The following is a 16,614-nucleotide window of genomic DNA, read 5'->3' as shown; positions in this document are numbered from 1 at the left end:
CGTGCACATGGAAAAATGCCGACTAGGATGTTTTGTTCAAATCCCTTTAAAGGATTCTCGACCATGACCTTTGTGTTGGCTCAATGGCTGGTGACGATATTTGCGGTGATCAGCCTGATGCATGTGTATTGGGCGATGGGTGGGCAATGGGCAGCCGTGGCGGTGGTGCCGCAGGTCCCGGTGGACAACGGCGGGCTGACACTCAGGCCGGCGTTCAAGCCGTCAGGCTGGATCACGCTGGTGGTGGCGGCAGCCCTGCTACTGATTGCCGCACTGGTGTGCATGCGAGTGGGATGGTGGCTGCCCGCCGTGCATCACTGGGCGCTGCAATGGGTGATCAGCGCGATTGCGCTGCTGATGTTTGCGCGGGCGATTGGCGATTCGGAACTGGTGGGTTTTTTCAAGGAAGTGAAGGGGTCGCGGTTCGCCCGGCTCGACACTTGGGTTTACTCGCCGCTGTGTCTGATATTGGGAGCCGGGCTGTTGGCTGTTGCCTGGATTTAACTGCCGGTTTCAGTGCGCCGGCTGCTGACCTCGGCCGGCACATCATCCCCGGCCATGCGCTTGCGGAACAGCGCCGCCCGCGCCAGCAGCAAGGTAGTCACCGGCACGGTAATCGACAGCAGAATCGGAATCAGCCATGCGTGCAGCACCGGCCCGGACTTGAGCGCGGAAAAACAGATGATCGAGGCCAGCGCCACGCACCACGCACCGAGGGTCGAGGCCAGCGCCGGTGGGTGCATGCGCTGGAAATAATCTTTCATCCGTAGCAGGCCGATGGCACCGATCAGGGCGAACACGCCGCTGAGCACCAAAAGGATCGCCACCGGGATTTCCACCCAGAGAGACAGTTCAGCGTTCACTCGATCACCTCGCCACGCAGGAGGAATTTCGCCAGGGCAAACGAGCCGACGAAGCCGAACAGCGCGATCAGCAGCGCCGCTTCGAAGTAGGTGTCACTGGCATAACGAATCCCCAGGGTCAGCATCATCAGCATGGCGACGATGTACAGGTAATCCAGCGCCAGTACGCGGTCCTGTGCCGACGGGCCTTTGAACAGGCGCACCAGCGTAAGGACCATGGCCAAGGAAAACAGGAACAGCGTCAGCAGTATCGCGTTCGACAGCAGCGGGCTCATTCGAAAATCTCCATCAACGGCCGCTCGTAAGTGACCTTGAAGTGCTGGATGAACTGCGCCTCGTCATCCAGATCCCAGACGTGCAGCAACAGAATGCTGCGATCCAGCGCCAGCTCCGACCACACCGTGCCGGGCACGACCGTACAGATCATCGACAGCGCCGCCAGACCGTTGGCATCGCGCAGGTCCAGCGGCACCTTGATGAAACGTGAACGAAGCGGCCGGCGACCGGCGTTGAGAACGCCCCAGGCCACCTGCAGGTTCGAGACGATCACGTCACGCCCGACCAGCAGAAACAATCGCAGGATCGTGCCCGGGCGGCGGATGCGAATCCGTTGCGGGCGCAGTTTGCGCATCATCAGCGGGGCGCAGAAACCGAGTACGGCACCCAGCAGCAGGTTGCCCGGGCTGACCGACAGGTTCAGCACCAGCCAGAGCAACCACAGCGCAAGCGACAGCCAAGGAGCAGGAAACAGACGCTTCATGGTTGCACCTCCAGCAGCGCAGCCTTGGCTTCCGGACTCGGCACGGCGCGGGTGCCGAGCACCGCCATTACGTATTGCTGCGGATTGTTCAGGGCATCGGCCGCTGCCTGGGTGTAACGCAGCAGCGGTTCAGCCTTGAAGGTCAGGGCGATGCTCAGGCCGAGCAGCAGGAAAATCGGCGTGCATTCCAGTTTGCGCAGCACGGGCGACGGGCGCTCCTCTGGCGACCAGAAGCGCTGGATCCCCAGGCGCGAGAATGCCATCAACGAGCCGAGGCCGGTAAGGATCAGCAGGGCCAGCAACGCCCAGGCAGCATTCGAGATCGGTTCGCCGGCACCGAGTCCCAGCGGGTTGAGCAGGGCGCCGATCAGGCTGAGCTTGCCGATGAACCCGGACAGCGGCGGCATGCCGATGATCAGCAGCGCGCAGGCAATGAAGCTCAGACCAAGGAACGCCATGGTCCATGGGATCACCTGGCCGACCACAGCTTTCTGCTCGTCGTCGAGGTTGATGCCTTTGACGGGGCGTTGCCATTCCTGCGGACGCGGCAGCAGTTCGTTCTCGTCTTCCAGCGGTACTTCGATGGCGGTGCGCGAACGTTCGATCAACTCGGCCAGCAGGAACAGCGCACTCAGCGCCAGGGTCGAGCTGACCAGATAAAACAGCGCCGCACCGATCAGGTTCGGCTGGGCGAACCCCACGGCCGACAGCAGAATTCCCGCCGACACCAGAATGCTCAGGCTGGCCATGCGTTCCAGGCGCTGCGCGGCGATGATCGCCACACCTGCGCCGGCCATGGTGGCCATGCCGCCGTAGATCAGCCAGTCGCCGCCGAAATACGCCGAAGCGCCGGCCTGGCCCGAGAACAGCAGCGTCCACAGGCGCAGCAGGGTGTAGACGCCGACTTTAGTCATAATCGCGAACATCGCCGCTACCGGCGCACTGGCCGACGAGTAGGCCGGTACCAGCCAGAAGTTCAGCGGCCACATGCCGGCCTTGGCCAGGAACGCCACGGCCAGAATTCCCGCGCCGGCGTGCAGCAGGCCACGGTCGGCCTCCGGCACCAGCGGGATCTTCAGGGCCAGATCCGCCATGTTCAGCGTGCCGGTCACTCCGTAGATCAATGCCGCGCCGATCAAAAACAGCGACGAGGCCAGCAGGTTGATCGAGATGTAATGCAGCCCCGACGACACACGCGCCCGGCCCGAACCGTGAAGCAGCAGGCCGTAGGACGCAGCGAGCAGCACCTCGAAGAACACGAACAGGTTGAACAGGTCCGCCGTCAGGAACGCGCCATAGAGTCCCATCAACTGAATCTGGAACAACGCGTGGAAGCTCGACCCGGCGCCGTCCCAGCGGGCCATGGCGAACAGCAGGGCGCTGACGCCGATGATCCCGGTCAGCACCAGCATCAATGCCGACAGACGATCGACCACCAGCACGATGCCGAATGGCACCTGCCAGTTGCCCGGCAGATAAACCCCAATCGAACCGGGAACGCCGGTGGTCTGGGTCCATTGCAGCAGCATTACCGAGATGCCGAGGCCGAGGAGGCTGGAGAACAGGTTGATTTTCGCCTTCAGCGGACGGTGCTTCTCGCCGAGCATCAGCATGATGGCGGCGGTCAGCAGCGGCAGCAGGATCGGTGCGGCGATCAGGTGAGTCATCGCCGTCATTCCTTGGGCTCCCTTCCGTCAACGTGGTCGGTACCGGTCAGGCCTCGTGAGGCGAGCAACACCACCAGGAACAATGCGGTCATGGCGAAGCTGATGACGATGGCCGTCAGCACCAGCGCCTGGGGCAGCGGGTCGGTGTAGTTGAGCAGGTCCTGCGGCACGCCATCCTTGATGATCGGCTCCTTGCCGATGAACAGGCTGCCCATGCTGAAGATGAACAGGTTGACGCCGTAGGACAGCAGGCACAGGCCCATCACCACCTGGAACGTCCGTGGCCGCAGGATCAGCCAGACCCCGGAGGCGGCGAGCACGCCGATGGCGATTGCGATGACTTCTTCCATCAGACGGCTCCTTTGGCGGCAGCGGTTTTGTGGCCCCGGACCGATTGGTGGGCGAGGGCGGTGAGGATCAGCAAGGTCGAGCCGACCACCACGGCGTAGACGCCGATATCGAAGAACAGCGCGCTGGCGATATGGATGTCACCCAGCAGCGGCAAGCTGAAATGCCAGGTGTGGGTGGTCAGGAACGGATAACCGACCGCCATTGCCCCGAGGCCGGTGACGGTGGCGAACAGCAGGCCGGTGCCCATCCAGCGCAGCGGCCGCAGGCTCATTTGCGCCTCGACCCACTGGGTGCCGGCGACCATGTATTGCAGGATGAACGCCACCGACATCACCAGACCGGCGACGAAGCCGCCACCCGGCTGGTTGTGCCCGCGCATGAACAGGTAGAACGACACCACCAGCGCAATCGGCAGCAGCAGGCGCACCAGCACCGCCGGCACCATCATGAAGCCGAGCGCGGTGTCGCTGGCCGAGCGCGGGTTGACCAGATCGGTGACCACATCGGGGGCGAGCAGGCGTTGCTGGGCCGGCAGTTGCAGGCTTTCTTTCGGTGGGCGGAAACGACGCAGCAGGGCGAATACGGTCAGTGCCACGGCGGCGAGCACCGTGATTTCGCCGAGGGTGTCGAAACCACGGAAATCCACCAGCATCACGTTGACCACGTTGCTGCCGCCGCCCTCGGGCAGAGCACGGCTCAGGTAGAACGAGGAAATGTCGTTCGGCGTCTGCCGGGTCAGCATGGCGTAGGACAGCAGCGCCATGCCGCCGCCGACGGCAATCGACAGCAGCAGGTCGCGCAGACGGCGTACTCGCGCCTTGCGCAGGCTGCTTGGCAGCGGCGAAACCTCTTCGATCCGCCGTGGCAGCCAGCGCAGGCCGAGCAGGATCAGGACCGTGGTCACCACTTCGACCACCAGCTGCGTCAGGGCCAGATCCGGCGCCGAGAACCAGACGAACGTCACGCAGGTCATCAGCCCGCAGACGCTGACCATGGTCAGGGCGGCGAGACGGTGATACTTGGCCTGCCACGCGGCGCCGAGGGCGCAGGCGATTGCCAGCAGCCACAGGGTCACGAACACGATCGAGCCCGGGATCTTCGGCCGGTCGCCCCAGCTCAGGTTGCTGTGCAGCATCGGGATCAGGCCGGCCAGCACTGCCGCCAACACCATCAGGAACAGCTGGGTTTGCAGACGCTTGGTGCCGATCCTCCGCTCCAGCCGCCGGGCCAGACGCATCATCGCCACCAGACTGCGTTCGAACATTCGCTTGCCGTTGAGGCGGCCCGCCAGCGGCGGATACTTGAAGCGGCCGCGCTTGAGCTGGTTGCGCAGCAGCAGATACAGCACGATGCCGCCGGACATGGCGATCAGGCTCATGATCATCGGTGCATTGAGGCCGTGCCAGATCGCCAGGCTGTATTCCGGCAGCACGCCACCCACCACCGGCAACGCGGCAGCGGCCAGCAACGGTCCGACCACCTGGGCCGGGAAAATCCCCACCAGCAGGCAGGTGAACACCAGCAGTTCCACCGGCGCACGCATCCAGCGCGGGGGCTCGTGCGGGGTGTGCGGCAGGTCGGTGGCAGTCGGGCCGAAGAACACATCAACGGTGAAACGCAGCGAATAGGCCACGCTGAACATACCGGCAATGGTCGCGACGATCGGCAGGCTGGTTTCAACCCACGCGGTGGCGTTGATGAACACGGTTTCGGCGAAGAACATTTCCTTGGACAGGAAACCGTTGAGCAGTGGCACGCCGGCCATGGAGGCACTGGCGACCATCGCCAGGGTGGCGGTGAAGGGAATCAGTTTGAACAGACCGTTGAGCTTGCGGATATCGCGGGTACCGCTTTCGTGGTCGATGATCCCGGCGGCCATGAACAGCGAGGCCTTGAAGGTCGCGTGGTTGAGAATGTGGAACACCGCCGCCACAGCGGCGAGCGGACTGTTCAGGCCCAGCAGCAGCGTGATCAGACCGAGGTGGCTGATGGTCGAGTAGGCCAGCAGTCCCTTGAGATCGTTCTGGAACATCGCGCAGTACGCGCCGAGCAACAGCGTGGCGGCACCGGCGCCGCTGACGATGTAGAACCATTCTTCGCTGCCGGACAGCGACGGCCACAGACGGGCCAGCAGGAAAACACCGGCCTTGACCATGGTCGCCGAGTGCAGGTACGCCGAAACCGGTGTGGGCGCCGCCATGGCGTGCGGCAGCCAGAAGTGGAAGGGGAACTGGGCGCTTTTGCTGAGGGCGCCGATAAGAATGAGGGGAAGCAGGATGGGGTAGAGGGCATGTGCGCGAATCTGATCGCCGGCGGCCAGGACCTTGTCCAGGTCATAGCTGCCGACCACATGGCCGAGGATCATGACCCCCGCCAGCAGGCACAATCCCCCGGCACCGGTGACCATCAACGCCATGTAGGCGCCGCGGCGCGCGTCGTGGCGGTGGTGCCAATAGCCGATCAACAGGAACGAGAAGAGGCTGGTCAGCTCCCAGAAGAACACGATCTGGATCAGGTTGCCGGAGATCACCAGCCCCAGCATGGCGCCCATGAACGCCAGAAAGAACGCAAAGAAACGCGGCACCGGATCGTCCGGCGACATGTAATAACGGGCATATAAGGAAACGAGGGTGCCGATGCCCAGCACCAGCATCGAGAACAGCCAGGCGAAGCCGTCCATGCGCAGGACGAAGTTCAGGCCCAGGCTGGGCAGCCACGTGAATTCTTCGCGAATCACGCCGCCGTGGGCGATCTGCGGGTACAGCAGCGCGACCGAGACAGTGCCGATCAGTGCGACCAGACCTGCGAGCAGGGATTCGGCGTTACGTGCGTTGTGCGGCAGCACGGCTGCCAGACAACTGCCCAGAAAAGGCAGAAGCAGTAGAACTATCAGGGACATAGGCTTCTAATCTGCGGAAGTTTGTGAAGCATCATACGTGCCAGCTCCCGGATCGCCAAACGCGAGGATGTCTCTGAATCCTACAAAGTAGCCGTAAAACCCCCGTTTAGCCTTCGGTCTCGTGCTCCAATTCTTCCGTGACCGTTTGTGTCTCTTTGCCTTTGGTCTTCAATTCACTGACGATCACCGCCGCCACGATCAGTCCCGCACCCACCAATGCGATGGCCGGAAGGCGCTCACCCGCAATACGACCGACGATCCCGGCCCACACCGGTTCACCGGCGTAGATCAAGGTCGCTCGGGTCGGCGAAACACTTTTCTGCGCCCAGTTCATCGCCACCTGAATCGCCGCACTCATCGCGCCCAGGCCCAGAGCCGTACTCAGCAACAGCCACGAGAAGTCCGGAATCGCCTCGCCGGTCGGCACTACCATCAAAAACGACAGCACCGAAGTCGTCGCCAGCTGCACCACGGTTACCCGGCGCACATCGACTTGCCCGGCATAGTTGCTGATCAGGATGATTTCGGCCGCTATCGCAATGGCGCTGATCAGCGTGGCGATTTCACCGGGGCTGAAATTCAGCGAAGCCCCCGAAGGCCCGGAAAGCAGCATCAGCCCGGTAAACGCCAGCATGATGCCAATGCTCGGCATCAAACCCGGGCGCCGGCCCAGCACCAGCCATTGCAACAGCGGCACGAACGGCACGTACAGCGCGGTTATGAACGCCGACTGACTGCTTGGGATACTCTGCAACCCAACGGTCTGCAAGCCATAACCGAGCAGGATCGCCACGCCGATAAAGGCGCCAGCCTTTAATTCGAACAGGGTCAGTTCCCGCAGGTGTTTCCAGGAGAACAGCGCAACAATGCCAGCTGCGGCGGCAAAGCGCAGGCCGACGAAAAACATCGGGCCGCTGACGGTCATGGCGTGCTGCACCAGCAAAAAGGTGCCGCCCCACAGCATGGTGATCAACACCAGCACGCACTCGGCTTTGCTGAACCGGGAAAACCGCAGGGGAGTTTGAGGGGAGTTGGCTGACGTCATGACCTTGCGCACTTTTAAGAAGGAGACGCACAATGCGCCAAATGGTGCGCAGTATACTGCCCAACCCCAGCCAGTGAGCAATATAGTGCACAAAGATTCTGTTCAGCGGGCTTCGGTCCTGCAACACGTCAGCCAGAACGTTCGGCGCCTGCGCCACGCCGCCGACATGAGCCAGACAGCCCTCGCGGAAAAGTCCGGGGTCAGCCGGCGAATGCTGGTGGCCATCGAGGCCGGCGAGAAGAATGTCAGCCTGACCACCCTCGACCGCGTCGCCGAAGCCCTCGAAGTGGCCTTCAGCGATCTGATCCAGGCCCCGGACAATCGCGATCCGGGCCGTATCAACGAACTGGCCTGGGCTGGCAGCATCCCCGGCAGCAAAGCCGTTTTACTGTCCAAGGCCAATGCCACCCGTGCGGTGGAACAGTGGGAATGGTGCCTGCAACCGGGCGAGGTCTATCCCTCGCAACCGGACGCCGACGGCTGGAGCGAGCAGATTTTCGTGTTTGAAGGCTGCCTGACGTTGATGCTCGGCGACCAGCCACAGCACATTGCCGCCGGGGAGTTTTACATGTTCGCCAGTAATCAGCCGCACACCTATCGCAATGATGGGGAAGTGGCGGCGCGTTTTGTGCGTAATGTGGTGATCTGACAGTCGCAACGGAATGAAACACGCTGCAAGTCGCATCGGCATGATAAAAAATGGCGTCCATCTAGACGCCTCCGCGGCGTCTGAATGACACTGGCCCGGGCATATCCTCAGCTGCGAGAACGGCATGACTCAAACCGATACGACCGTACTGCGTCACGCCGACATCCTGATTGTCGGCGGCGGCCTCAGCGGCACGATGCTGGCGGTGCAATTGCTGCGTTTGCCGGGGCGCAGAAAGATTCTGGTGATCGAGTCCCGGGCCGAACTGGGTCGGGGCGAAGCGTACAGCGCGGTGGAACTGGGCCACACGCTCAACGGCAATGCGGCGCGGATGAGCGTCGATCCGGACAATGCCGATGACTTGACCCAATGGCTCACCGATCACATCGCTGGCGGTGGCTGGCCGGAGTCGGACCAGCAACATGTACCGGTCAGCGAACTGTTTCCGCCACGAGGCTTGTTCGGTGTGTACGTGCAACAGCGTCTGGCGGAGGCACAGCAGGTGGGCGCGCAACACGGTTCGACGGTCGAGCATGTGCGCGCCGAAGTGGTCGATTTGCAGGACTGCGGCGATTCCGTGCAGCTCACCTTGAGTGACGGCCAGCAACTTCAAGGCGCTTTCGCAGTGCTGGCGACCGGGATGTTCCCTGCGGCGCGCACCCCGCAAAAACAATCCAGTGGCCTCAACGCGGCGGCGCTGGATCCGTGGGATGTCGCGGCCATGCGCCAGCTCGATCCGCACTCGACGGTGCTGATCATCGGTTCCGGCCTGACCATGGTCGATGCCGTGGTGTCGCTGCAGCAGGCCGGGCATCGCGGGCCGATCGAGGTGTTTTCCCGGCACGGGCTGTTGCCCCATGTGCGTCGGCAGCCGCCGGCGTGGGTGGACTTCCTCGCCGAGGATCACAGCATCCGCACGCCGCGCCAGTTACTGCGCGAATTGCGCCGGCATTGCCGCGACGCCATCGCCCAAGGCATCGACTGGCAGGCGCCGCTCGACACCGTGCGTGCGCACATCGGTCGGTTATGGAGTCAGGCCAGCGATCTGCAGCGCCGGCAATTCGTGCGGCATGTGCGGCCGTGGTGGGAAAGTCATCACCATCGTTCACCGCCGCTGAGCGCGGAACTGGTCGAGCGTCTGCACCGGGAAGGGCGATTGCGCATTCATGCTGCGTCCTACAAGGGTCTTGAATTGGCGTCGGATGGCGGGGTGAGTATCCGTATTCGCCCTCGCGGCGAGGCCGAAACCCGCGTGGTGCAGGGCGCGGCGTTGATCAATTCCAGCGGCATCGAATACGACTGGCGCCGGGTCGCGCGACCTTTGCCGCAGCAGTTGCTGGCGCGCGGTCTGGTTCGTCCGGGGCCGCTGGCGCTGGGCATCGCAGCCGCGGTGGACGGCGCTGTGCTGGATGCCGAAGGCCGGGTTTCGCCCTGCCTGTTCGCCATGGGCCCGCCGTTGCGTGGCATGTGGTGGGAAAGCACCGCTGTCACCGATGTGGCGTCGCAGGCCAAGGCACTGGCCGCGCGACTGGTGCGCTGACGCAAAATGCAAGAAACCCCGCTTCGGCGGGGTTTCCTGTTTCTGGCAGCTCAAACCGATCACTCAGTAGCGCTGATATTTGGAACCGAATTCCGGGCGGTTTTCCGCGATGTACAGTTTGGTCTGTTCGGCGTTCTGTTGCAGTTTGAGACTGCCTTGGTGTTCGGCATCGACGCTGACGGTGTCGACGTTCAGGGTGCCGGACTGGCCGATGGTTGCAGCCGCGACAACCGGGGTGCTGGCGTGTGGGGCAGCGATGGCGGAGGTGGCGCCGATCAGGGAAACGATGAAGCCGAGTGCGATGAGGTCTTTCATGATGTTGCTCCAGAGAGTGGGGAGAAGATGGGGCCCACTGTAGTGCTGGAGGGTTTTGATGTGAAAACACCCTTGCGCATAGTCGTTATCGAAGGTGTTGATGCGCGATCAGCGCGGTAGGTTATTGCTCAGCCAGCGCTGGCGCAGCTGCTCCAGACGGCCGTCGGCCCGCAATGTATCCAGCGCCTGCTGCCAGCGGGCGACCTGTTTCGGATTGGTCTGCGGCGAAAAGGCAATGTAGGTGTTCTGTTTCATCAACGGGATCTGGTACTGCAGGCGTCCCGGCTCCATGCCTTGTTCGCGGGCGAGGGCGGCTTTGGACCAGGTATCGGAGACCACGAAATCGGTACGCCCCAGGCTGAACAGTCGCATCATCTGCTCCGGGGTTTCCACGCCGTAGAGATTGTTCAGGTCTTGCCCTTGCAGGTAGCTGTAGACCAGCCATTTGCGCGGCACGGTGATCCGGCCCAGGTGATCGGCTTCACGCAGGCTGTGCACGGGAGGCTGGAGATTGTCGCGGGCGTACAGCGCGGTTTCGACTTCGATCAGCGGCCCGACCCATTGATAGCGATCGTCGCGTTCGTCGGTACGCAGCACGGTGAATACGCCGGTGTCGGGGGTATCGCTGGCCATGCGCAGGGCGCGCAGCAGCGGGACTTGTTGCAGATGGATACGGTCGCCGGTCTGGGTCGCCAGGGCCTGCACCACGTCCACACCGAATCCTGCGAGCTGATTGCCTTGCATGAAATGCAGGGGCGGGTGGTTGTCGGTGAGCAGTTGCAAATCCGCCGCGTTGGCCGTCAGGGCCAGCATGGACAGCAGACAAGCGGCAAATCGTTTCATGGATCGTCCCTGAACAAATCAATCGCGCAGCTTAGTACGAGCCATGACGGCTGTCGTCGGGAAACAGCGGGGCTTTTGTGTCAGAGAACAAGGCTTATCGGTAGTGATCGCTGCGGGGGCAGAGTGCCCCCGGCAGGAATCGACAACGGCGGGTAAAAACGATCAGTAGCGCTGGTACTTGGAACCGAACTCGGGACGGTTCTCGGCGACCAGCACGCTGCGGGCCGAGCGCTCGCGCAGTTCCTGCAAGCGGTCTGCACCACCCTCGGCGACGCGCTCGCGCAGTTCCTGCAAGCGGTCTGCACCACCCTCGGCGACGCGCTCACGCAGCTCCTGCAAACGGTCGGCGCCGCCTTCTGCCACGCGTTCACGCAGTTCCTGCAAGCGATCCGCGCCACCTTCGGCAACGCGATCCTTCTGCAGGTTTTCCGAGCCGTATTCAGCGACCAGCGGCTGGGAGCTGGCGGATGCCAGATCGGCCATTGCCAGGCCACCGAGCAGGCTGAGTGCGAGTACCAGGGATTTCGAGGACTTGAACATGGTGTTTCTCCTTGCGTTTGATGATGAGTGAGCCAGTGCTTTCTGGTGGGTTCATTCAAACGCGAGGGTGTATCGCTGATATGTGGTGATGCGGCGCGAAAACACGGGTTACGTATCTGCGCGGCGAATTTATACAGAGCGATACAAATCCGTCAGGATTCGGCGAGCATCTCCACGGCGAAGGAGAACACATAACCCTCGTTGCGCACGGTCTTGATGTAAGTCGGCTCGCGGGAGTCGTCCAGCAGACGCTGGCGCAGGCGACTGACCAGCAAATCGATGGAGCGGTCGAACAGGTCGGCGTCGCGACCCTGAGTCAGATTGAGCAACTGGTCGCGGCTGAGCACCCGTTGCGGATGGTCGAGAAACACCCGGAGCAAACGATACTCGGCGCCGCTGAGGGCAACCATGGTGTCGTCTTCATCGAGCAGGTGGCGGGCGGTGGTGTCCAGCCGCCAGCGGCCGAACGCGAGCAGGCGCCCGGTTTCGCTGATCAGCAGATTGGGCGGCAGCATTCGTGTACGGCGCAGCACGGCGTTGATCCGCGCCAGCAGTTCGCGGGCGGCGAAGGGTTTGGTCAGGTAGTCGTCGGCGCCCATTTCCAGGCCGAGGATGCGGTCGGTCTGGTCGTCGCGGGCGGTGAGCATCAGGATCGGGATCGCCTTGTGTTTGCCGGCGCGCAATTCGCGGCACAGCACCAGCCCGTCATCGCCGGGGAGCATGATGTCGAGCACGATCAGGTCGACCGTGTTGGCTTCCAGAAAGCTGCGCATCTGCCGGCCATCGGCGACCACGGTGCTGCGCAGGCCGTTCTTGGTCAGGTAATTGCCGACCAGTTCGCGGATCTCGCGGTCATCGTCGACGATCAGGATGTGGTTGATGTGATCCATGGTTCGCTCTTTTTATAGGGAGTGCCCGAAGCGTTGCGCTCCGGGCACTTGTCACTTCGGGTCAGGACACCACGCGGTAGCACGGCACATACGCTGCGCCACCCGGCAGTTTCATCCGGTGCTGGGCGACGAAGGCTTTGAGCAGCAGATCGAGGGGCTGCATGATCGCGGCGTCGCCACGGATCTGGTACGGCCCGTGTTCCTCGATCAGGCGGATGCCCTTGTCCTTGACGTTGCCGGCCACGATCCCGGAAAACGCGCGGCGCAGGTTGGCCGCCAGTTCATGGGGTGGCTGGTCGCGGTGCAGCTTGAGGTTGGCCATGTTTTCGTGGGTCGGATCGAACGGGCGCTGGAAGCCTTCGTCGATCTTCAGCAGCCAGTTGAAGTGGAACGCGTCGGCGCGTTCGCGGCGGAATTGCTTCACGGCCTTCAGGCCCGCCGTCATCTGCCGCGCCACTTCGGCCGGGTCGTCGATGATGATTTCGTAGTGCTTTTTCGCTGCTTCGCCGAGGGTCGCGGTGACGAAAGCGTCGAGTTGTTCCAGGTACGGCGCGGCGTGTTTCGGCCCGGTCAGGATCACCGGGAACGGCAGGCCGGCGTTGTCCGGGTGCATCAGGATGCCCAGCAGGTACAGGAACTCTTCGGCGGTGCCGGCGCCGCCCGGGAAGATGATGATGCCGTGGCCGACACGGACGAAGGCTTCCAGGCGTTTTTCGATGTCCGGCAGGATCACCAGTTCGTTGACGATCGGGTTGGGCGCTTCGGCGGCGATGATGCCCGGCTCGGTCAGGCCCAGGTAACGGCCACCGTGAATCCGCTGCTTGGCGTGGGCGATGGTCGCGCCTTTCATCGGCCCCTTCATTACGCCGGGACCGCAGCCGGTGCAGATGTCGAGGCTGCGCAGGCCCAGTTCGTGGCCGACTTTCTTGGTGTATTTGTATTCTTCGGTGTTGATCGAGTGGCCGCCCCAGCACACGACGATTTTCGGCTCGACGCCCGGACGCAGGGTGCGCGCGTTGCGCAGCAGGTGGAAGACGTAGTCGCTGATGCCCTGGGAGGTGCTGAGGTCGATGCTCAGGGCGTCGAGTTCGTTTTCGGTGTAGACGATGTCGCGCAGGGCGCTGAACAGCATTTCCCGGGTGCTGGCGATCATCTCGCCGTCGACGAAGGCGTCAGCCGGGGCGTTCAGCAGTTCCAGACGCACGCCGCGATCCTGCTGGTGGATGCGGATTTCGAAGTCTTTGTAGGCTTCAAGAATGGTTTTTGCGTTGTCGACATGGGCGCCAGTGTTGAGGATGGCCAGGGCGCACTGGCGAAAGAGGGTGTAGGTGCTGCCGGTTCCGGCCTGACTCAGTTGCTGAACTTCACGTTGGGAAAGGGTTTCGAGGCTGCCTTTCGGGCTGACCGAGGCATTGATTACGTGTCGTTGGGTCATGCAGTGATCCTTAAAACGATGTCATTGCCGGCATGGCCAATGGCATCCGAATAGTGTGTATCCATGAATGAAGATGGCACGATCTGCGTGGTATCGCCATGTCCCCGTTGGACGTTGAAAAGATGAAAAGGCGCTCCAGCATAGCTAAATCCGCCTCAGAGGCGATAATGCGCAGCCTCTTTTTAACTCAAGCCATGGAAGCCTGTCGCGATGTTCGAGATTCAACCGATCGATGCCATCACATATCGCCAGCAGACCCGGCGCAGCACGCTGATCATCGCGGTGCTGTTTCTGGTGCTGGCGATGGCGTTTTCGACGGCGGCGGTGGCGCTGTTCGGCGAGCCGGGCGGGGATAATCTGCGATTCAATGTCGGCGGGGTGTTTGGCGCATTTCTGCTGACGGCGGCGTTGCTGCGCGGGCGATTCTGGAACCAGACCTGGATGGCCCCGGCGGTGTACGGCTGGCGGCTCAAGCGCAGCCTGATGAGCGTCACCAACGTCATGCATCAGGTGACGGCGGCGGTGGACAAGGGCGACCCGGTGGCGATGAAGGTGCTGCGTTTCTATCACCTGGGCCTGACCCAGATGCATGAACTGGACGGCAACTCCAGCGATCACGCGCAATTGCACCGGGAAGTCGAAGCGCACAAGGCGCGGATGGAGGCGCTCGGTCTGGACACCGATCAGACGCGCCTCGATCCGGCCTGGCTGGAAACCTTGAAAGCGCGCTAGAAAGGAATGCGCGCGGCGCGCCGCAGTTTCCAACGGCGGATCAGACGCCCGTAGACCAGCAGGTTGACCACCAGCACCACGCTGCCCAGCGCCAGCTGAATCTGCGGGGTCAGCCCGGCCGGGTAGATGATCGGCCAGATGTAGTGCTCGATGAAGCCACCCGCGTATTCGGTTTGCCCGGCGGCGTGGCGCATCAGGTTTTCCCAATAGGTCAGCGGACAGGTCAGGTGCAATACCTCGACCGCCACGCCCCAGGCCGCCGCAGGCAAATGCAGCCACACCAGCCGCGGCCACTTGAGCACCAGCAGTCCGCCGAACAGCACGAACAGAATGAACAGCAAATGAAACAGCACCAGCCCGTCGGCGGCTATTCGATACAGCATGTCGTCTCCCTGACGCGTGTGTGAATGGCTGCCATGTTACGCCGGTAAACGACTGCCCGAAGGAAGGATTTGCGCCAACTGCGCAAGATTGTTCAAGCCACCAACGGGCATTTGCTGGCAGAGTCCGGGGCCTTGTCTCACGGTTGAAGCGTGTTATGTCTGACTCATCAATGCCGCGCAGTGCCTTTCTTCGCGGAGCCGCGGCGATCATGCCGTTATCGCTGGCCACCGCACCCTGGGGGCTGCTGGCCGGCTCCATGGCGATTGAAGCCAACCTCACGCCGCTGCAAGGGCAGGGCCTGTCGAGCATCGTGTTCGCCGGTGCTGCGCAACTGGTGGCGATCGGCATGCTCAAGGGCGGCGCGGGGATTTTCTCGATTTTGCTGACCACGCTGCTGCTGACCTCGCAACATTTGCTTTACGGCATGAGCATGCGTCATGTGATTTCGCCTTTGCCGGGACGCTGGCGCATCGGCCTGGGCTTTTTGCTCACCGACGAACTGTTCGCCCTGACCAGTCAACACGACCGCCAGCAGTTCAACCGCTGGTATGCGCTGGGCGTCGGCCTGACGTTCTACATCGCCTGGAATCTCTTCACCCTGGCCGGCATCGTGCTCGGCAGCAGTATTCCGGGACTGGAACACCTGGGGCTGGACTTCTCGATTGCCGCCACCTTCATCGCCCTGATCACCCCGGTGGTGCGCAATGTGCCGACGGTGGTCTGCGTGGCAGTGTCGCTGTTCTGCTCGGTGTTGTTCAGCTACTGGCAATGGGGTTCGGCGCTGGTGCTTTCGGGCCTGGCCGGTATGACTGCCGGGTTTATCTGCAACAAACTGTATCGGGAGCGCACATGATGGTCTGGGCAGTGATTATCGGCATGGGGATTCTGGTGTTCCTCAACCGTTATGTGTTTCTCGAACCGCGTTTGCCGGTGCGACTGAGCAGCAACGCGCGGCAGTTTCTCGGTTTTGCCGTGCCGGGCATGTTGACCGCGATTTGCGGGCCGATTGTGTTCATGCCGGACAAACAACTGAATTTGCAGTGGGACAACCCCTATCTGCTGAGTTCACTAGTAGCAATCGGCCTCGTGATCTACACACGCAATACGTTGCTTAGCATGCTATTGAGCATGGCGTTCTTCTTTCTATTGCGCTGGTGGCTTTAAGTTCTACGCTTAATGGATGAATTCCATTAGCGAGGTGAACATGGCAACCGAGCAGAAACGTCCCGAAGAAGATGACGAACCGAGCGAAGAAGAAATCGAGCGGGAGAGACACAAGGAGCAGACCTGGAAGCATGACGACAGCCGCGAGTTGTCCGACCGTGATCAGGAACGCCCGCTGAAACCCTGAACGCCACAACGAAAAAGCCCCGCGATTGCGGGGCTTTTTCGTTTCATCAAAGATCTTCCAGCTGCGTGAAATCGGGGTGGGAGGCCCGATAACCCAAGGTCTTGTCGATCCAGGCATTCAGCTCGTTGACCATCACCGGAGGGCGCCCGGGATAGCTTTGGAGGGTGGCGCGCAGGATGCGGTCGATATCGGGTACCTCACGCAGGTTTCGAGTCTTTATGTAGTGGCCGATAAAACAGTCGAGTTGAAAGCGTTCTGTCGTGGACAGATGAATACACTCCAGGCCTGTGACCTGTTTGATTGCAAAATCGTCGCGCAACTTAGTTCTCTGCAAGGCTTGTAAGTTTGGG

21 protein-coding genes are annotated in these 16,614 nt (G+C 62.2%); 7 read left to right on the top strand and 14 right to left on the bottom strand.

Annotated features, from left to right (window positions below):
* The first annotated feature begins 63 nt into the window (after nucleotides 1-63).
* Entirely contained in the window at nucleotides 64-504 is a 441-nt protein-coding gene (locus QRN46_RS26325; protein ID WP_007950535.1) for a DUF3995 domain-containing protein, read from the top strand.
* Here QRN46_RS26325 and QRN46_RS26320 read toward each other — a convergent pair.
* The 7 genes from QRN46_RS26320 to QRN46_RS26290 form a co-directional block, all read right to left on the bottom strand.
* Nucleotides 501-863 carry a Na+/H+ antiporter subunit G gene (locus QRN46_RS26320; protein WP_011334689.1) on the bottom strand — a complete coding sequence of 121 codons (363 nt, stop codon included), beginning with the start codon at nucleotides 861-863 and terminating at the stop codon, nucleotides 501-503. The two genes, QRN46_RS26325 and QRN46_RS26320, sit on opposite strands and share 4 nt — an antisense overlap.
* Nucleotides 860-1,138, bottom strand: coding sequence for a K+/H+ antiporter subunit F (locus QRN46_RS26315; RefSeq protein ID WP_011334688.1), 279 nt, complete (start codon nucleotides 1,136-1,138; stop codon nucleotides 860-862). Before QRN46_RS26315 ends, QRN46_RS26320 begins: the two co-directional genes overlap by 4 nt.
* Nucleotides 1,135-1,623 carry a Na+/H+ antiporter subunit E gene (locus QRN46_RS26310; RefSeq protein ID WP_201819151.1) on the bottom strand — a complete coding sequence of 163 codons (489 nt, stop codon included), beginning with the start codon at nucleotides 1,621-1,623 and terminating at the stop codon, nucleotides 1,135-1,137. The genes QRN46_RS26315 and QRN46_RS26310 overlap by 4 nt, the downstream gene beginning before the upstream one ends.
* Nucleotides 1,620-3,299 carry a monovalent cation/H+ antiporter subunit D gene (locus QRN46_RS26305; protein WP_201819153.1) on the bottom strand — a complete coding sequence of 560 codons (1,680 nt, stop codon included), beginning with the start codon at nucleotides 3,297-3,299 and terminating at the stop codon, nucleotides 1,620-1,622. Before QRN46_RS26305 ends, QRN46_RS26310 begins: the two co-directional genes overlap by 4 nt.
* Nucleotides 3,296-3,640: a Na+/H+ antiporter subunit C gene (locus QRN46_RS26300; RefSeq protein ID WP_003192163.1), complete on the bottom strand. Its 345-nt coding sequence runs from the start codon at nucleotides 3,638-3,640 to the stop codon at nucleotides 3,296-3,298. Before QRN46_RS26300 ends, QRN46_RS26305 begins: the two co-directional genes overlap by 4 nt.
* A complete protein-coding gene (locus tag QRN46_RS26295; RefSeq protein WP_221614492.1) occupies nucleotides 3,640-6,540 on the bottom strand; it encodes a monovalent cation/H+ antiporter subunit A in 2,901 nt (966 codons plus the stop codon). Before QRN46_RS26295 ends, QRN46_RS26300 begins: the two co-directional genes overlap by 1 nt.
* A 106-nt stretch (nucleotides 6,541-6,646) precedes the next feature.
* On the bottom strand, nucleotides 6,647-7,585 hold the full coding sequence (locus QRN46_RS26290; RefSeq protein ID WP_085602922.1) for a DMT family transporter: 939 nt from the start codon (nucleotides 7,583-7,585) through the stop codon (nucleotides 6,647-6,649).
* Between the two features lie 85 nt (nucleotides 7,586-7,670).
* Between QRN46_RS26290 and QRN46_RS26285 the strand changes: the two genes are divergently transcribed.
* Together QRN46_RS26285 and QRN46_RS26280 are read left to right on the top strand one after the other, a co-directional pair.
* Nucleotides 7,671-8,234, top strand: a complete 564-nt coding sequence (locus tag QRN46_RS26285) for a helix-turn-helix domain-containing protein (RefSeq protein WP_221614493.1) — start codon at nucleotides 7,671-7,673, stop codon at nucleotides 8,232-8,234.
* A gap of 124 nt (nucleotides 8,235-8,358) precedes the next feature.
* Nucleotides 8,359-9,774 (top strand): FAD/NAD(P)-binding protein, encoded by a 1,416-nt coding sequence (locus tag QRN46_RS26280; protein WP_285358223.1) that lies wholly within the window; start codon nucleotides 8,359-8,361, stop codon nucleotides 9,772-9,774.
* 63 nt (nucleotides 9,775-9,837) lie between these two features.
* Here QRN46_RS26280 and QRN46_RS26275 read toward each other — a convergent pair whose 3' ends face one another.
* The 5 genes from QRN46_RS26275 to ppnN all read right to left on the bottom strand — a co-directional run bounded on the left by QRN46_RS26275 (nucleotide 9,838) and on the right by ppnN (nucleotide 13,797).
* Entirely contained in the window at nucleotides 9,838-10,089 is a 252-nt protein-coding gene (locus QRN46_RS26275; protein ID WP_011334681.1) for a hypothetical protein, read from the bottom strand.
* Between the two features lie 108 nt (nucleotides 10,090-10,197).
* Entirely contained in the window at nucleotides 10,198-10,932 is a 735-nt protein-coding gene (locus QRN46_RS26270) for a substrate-binding periplasmic protein (protein ID WP_221614495.1), read from the bottom strand.
* 162 nt (nucleotides 10,933-11,094) lie between these two features.
* Nucleotides 11,095-11,472 carry a hypothetical protein gene (locus QRN46_RS26265; protein ID WP_011334679.1) on the bottom strand — a complete coding sequence of 126 codons (378 nt, stop codon included), beginning with the start codon at nucleotides 11,470-11,472 and terminating at the stop codon, nucleotides 11,095-11,097.
* Between the two features lie 152 nt (nucleotides 11,473-11,624).
* Nucleotides 11,625-12,362 carry a response regulator gene (locus QRN46_RS26260; RefSeq protein WP_011334678.1) on the bottom strand — a complete coding sequence of 246 codons (738 nt, stop codon included), beginning with the start codon at nucleotides 12,360-12,362 and terminating at the stop codon, nucleotides 11,625-11,627.
* A 61-nt stretch (nucleotides 12,363-12,423) separates the two neighbouring features.
* On the bottom strand, nucleotides 12,424-13,797 hold the full coding sequence (gene ppnN / locus QRN46_RS26255; protein ID WP_007950520.1) for a nucleotide 5'-monophosphate nucleosidase PpnN: 1,374 nt from the start codon (nucleotides 13,795-13,797) through the stop codon (nucleotides 12,424-12,426).
* Nucleotides 13,798-14,007: 210 nt separating this feature from the next.
* Between ppnN and QRN46_RS26250 the strand changes: the two genes are divergently transcribed.
* Nucleotides 14,008-14,529 carry a DUF3087 domain-containing protein gene (locus QRN46_RS26250; RefSeq protein ID WP_285358216.1) on the top strand — a complete coding sequence of 174 codons (522 nt, stop codon included), beginning with the start codon at nucleotides 14,008-14,010 and terminating at the stop codon, nucleotides 14,527-14,529.
* On the opposite strand, the gene QRN46_RS26245 is transcribed toward QRN46_RS26250, so the two are convergent.
* Nucleotides 14,526-14,912 (bottom strand): DUF2784 domain-containing protein, encoded by a 387-nt coding sequence (locus QRN46_RS26245; protein WP_201819165.1) that lies wholly within the window; start codon nucleotides 14,910-14,912, stop codon nucleotides 14,526-14,528. The two genes, QRN46_RS26250 and QRN46_RS26245, sit on opposite strands and share 4 nt — an antisense overlap.
* A 155-nt stretch (nucleotides 14,913-15,067) precedes the next feature.
* Between QRN46_RS26245 and QRN46_RS26240 the strand changes: the two genes are divergently transcribed.
* From QRN46_RS26240 to QRN46_RS26230, 3 genes are read left to right on the top strand one after another with little or no spacing between them, the layout of a single operon-like run.
* Entirely contained in the window at nucleotides 15,068-15,766 is a 699-nt protein-coding gene (locus QRN46_RS26240) for an AzlC family ABC transporter permease (protein ID WP_011334675.1), read from the top strand.
* Nucleotides 15,766-16,077 carry an AzlD domain-containing protein gene (locus QRN46_RS26235; RefSeq protein WP_166742327.1) on the top strand — a complete coding sequence of 104 codons (312 nt, stop codon included), beginning with the start codon at nucleotides 15,766-15,768 and terminating at the stop codon, nucleotides 16,075-16,077. The genes QRN46_RS26240 and QRN46_RS26235 overlap by 1 nt, the downstream gene beginning before the upstream one ends.
* A gap of 40 nt (nucleotides 16,078-16,117) precedes the next feature.
* Nucleotides 16,118-16,264, top strand: a complete 147-nt coding sequence (locus QRN46_RS26230; RefSeq protein ID WP_201819167.1) for a hypothetical protein — start codon at nucleotides 16,118-16,120, stop codon at nucleotides 16,262-16,264.
* A 46-nt stretch (nucleotides 16,265-16,310) separates the two neighbouring features.
* Here QRN46_RS26230 and QRN46_RS26225 read toward each other — a convergent pair whose 3' ends face one another.
* Nucleotides 16,311-16,583 (bottom strand): hypothetical protein, encoded by a 273-nt coding sequence (locus tag QRN46_RS26225; RefSeq protein ID WP_221614497.1) that lies wholly within the window; start codon nucleotides 16,581-16,583, stop codon nucleotides 16,311-16,313.
* Nucleotides 16,584-16,614: the final 31 nt, after the last annotated feature.

Source organism: Pseudomonas sp. lyk4-R2A-10 (genome assembly GCF_030209075.1).
GTDB lineage: Bacteria > Pseudomonadota > Gammaproteobacteria > Pseudomonadales > Pseudomonadaceae > Aquipseudomonas > Aquipseudomonas glycinae.
Note: the sequence above shows the minus strand (reverse complement) of the source record. Positions and strands in the feature narration are given on the sequence as shown.

What these genes read in the sequence shown, in the direction of transcription:
- QRN46_RS26290 (WP_085602922.1), bottom strand. Translation starts at nt 7,585, where the DNA reads ATGACGTCAGCCAACTCCCCTCAAACTCCCCTGCGGTTTTCCCGGTTC.
- QRN46_RS26230 (WP_201819167.1), top strand. Translation starts at nt 16,118, where the DNA reads ATGGCAACCGAGCAGAAACGTCCCGAAGAAGATGACGAACCGAGCGAA.
- QRN46_RS26280 (WP_285358223.1), top strand. Translation starts at nt 8,359, where the DNA reads ATGACTCAAACCGATACGACCGTACTGCGTCACGCCGACATCCTGATT.
- QRN46_RS26260 (WP_011334678.1), bottom strand. Translation starts at nt 12,362, where the DNA reads ATGGATCACATCAACCACATCCTGATCGTCGACGATGACCGCGAGATC.
- QRN46_RS26270 (WP_221614495.1), bottom strand. Translation starts at nt 10,932, where the DNA reads ATGAAACGATTTGCCGCTTGTCTGCTGTCCATGCTGGCCCTGACGGCC.
- QRN46_RS26250 (WP_285358216.1), top strand. Translation starts at nt 14,008, where the DNA reads ATGTTCGAGATTCAACCGATCGATGCCATCACATATCGCCAGCAGACC.
- QRN46_RS26315 (WP_011334688.1), bottom strand. Translation starts at nt 1,138, where the DNA reads ATGAGCCCGCTGCTGTCGAACGCGATACTGCTGACGCTGTTCCTGTTT.
- QRN46_RS26300 (WP_003192163.1), bottom strand. Translation starts at nt 3,640, where the DNA reads ATGGAAGAAGTCATCGCAATCGCCATCGGCGTGCTCGCCGCCTCCGGG.
- QRN46_RS26275 (WP_011334681.1), bottom strand. Translation starts at nt 10,089, where the DNA reads ATGAAAGACCTCATCGCACTCGGCTTCATCGTTTCCCTGATCGGCGCC.
- QRN46_RS26240 (WP_011334675.1), top strand. Translation starts at nt 15,068, where the DNA reads ATGTCTGACTCATCAATGCCGCGCAGTGCCTTTCTTCGCGGAGCCGCG.
- ppnN (WP_007950520.1), bottom strand. Translation starts at nt 13,797, where the DNA reads ATGACCCAACGACACGTAATCAATGCCTCGGTCAGCCCGAAAGGCAGC.
- QRN46_RS26295 (WP_221614492.1), bottom strand. Translation starts at nt 6,540, where the DNA reads ATGTCCCTGATAGTTCTACTGCTTCTGCCTTTTCTGGGCAGTTGTCTG.
- QRN46_RS26310 (WP_201819151.1), bottom strand. Translation starts at nt 1,623, where the DNA reads ATGAAGCGTCTGTTTCCTGCTCCTTGGCTGTCGCTTGCGCTGTGGTTG.
- QRN46_RS26235 (WP_166742327.1), top strand. Translation starts at nt 15,766, where the DNA reads ATGGTCTGGGCAGTGATTATCGGCATGGGGATTCTGGTGTTCCTCAAC.
- QRN46_RS26305 (WP_201819153.1), bottom strand. Translation starts at nt 3,299, where the DNA reads ATGACGGCGATGACTCACCTGATCGCCGCACCGATCCTGCTGCCGCTG.
- QRN46_RS26265 (WP_011334679.1), bottom strand. Translation starts at nt 11,472, where the DNA reads ATGTTCAAGTCCTCGAAATCCCTGGTACTCGCACTCAGCCTGCTCGGT.
- QRN46_RS26245 (WP_201819165.1), bottom strand. Translation starts at nt 14,912, where the DNA reads ATGCTGTATCGAATAGCCGCCGACGGGCTGGTGCTGTTTCATTTGCTG.
- QRN46_RS26325 (WP_007950535.1), top strand. Translation starts at nt 64, where the DNA reads ATGACCTTTGTGTTGGCTCAATGGCTGGTGACGATATTTGCGGTGATC.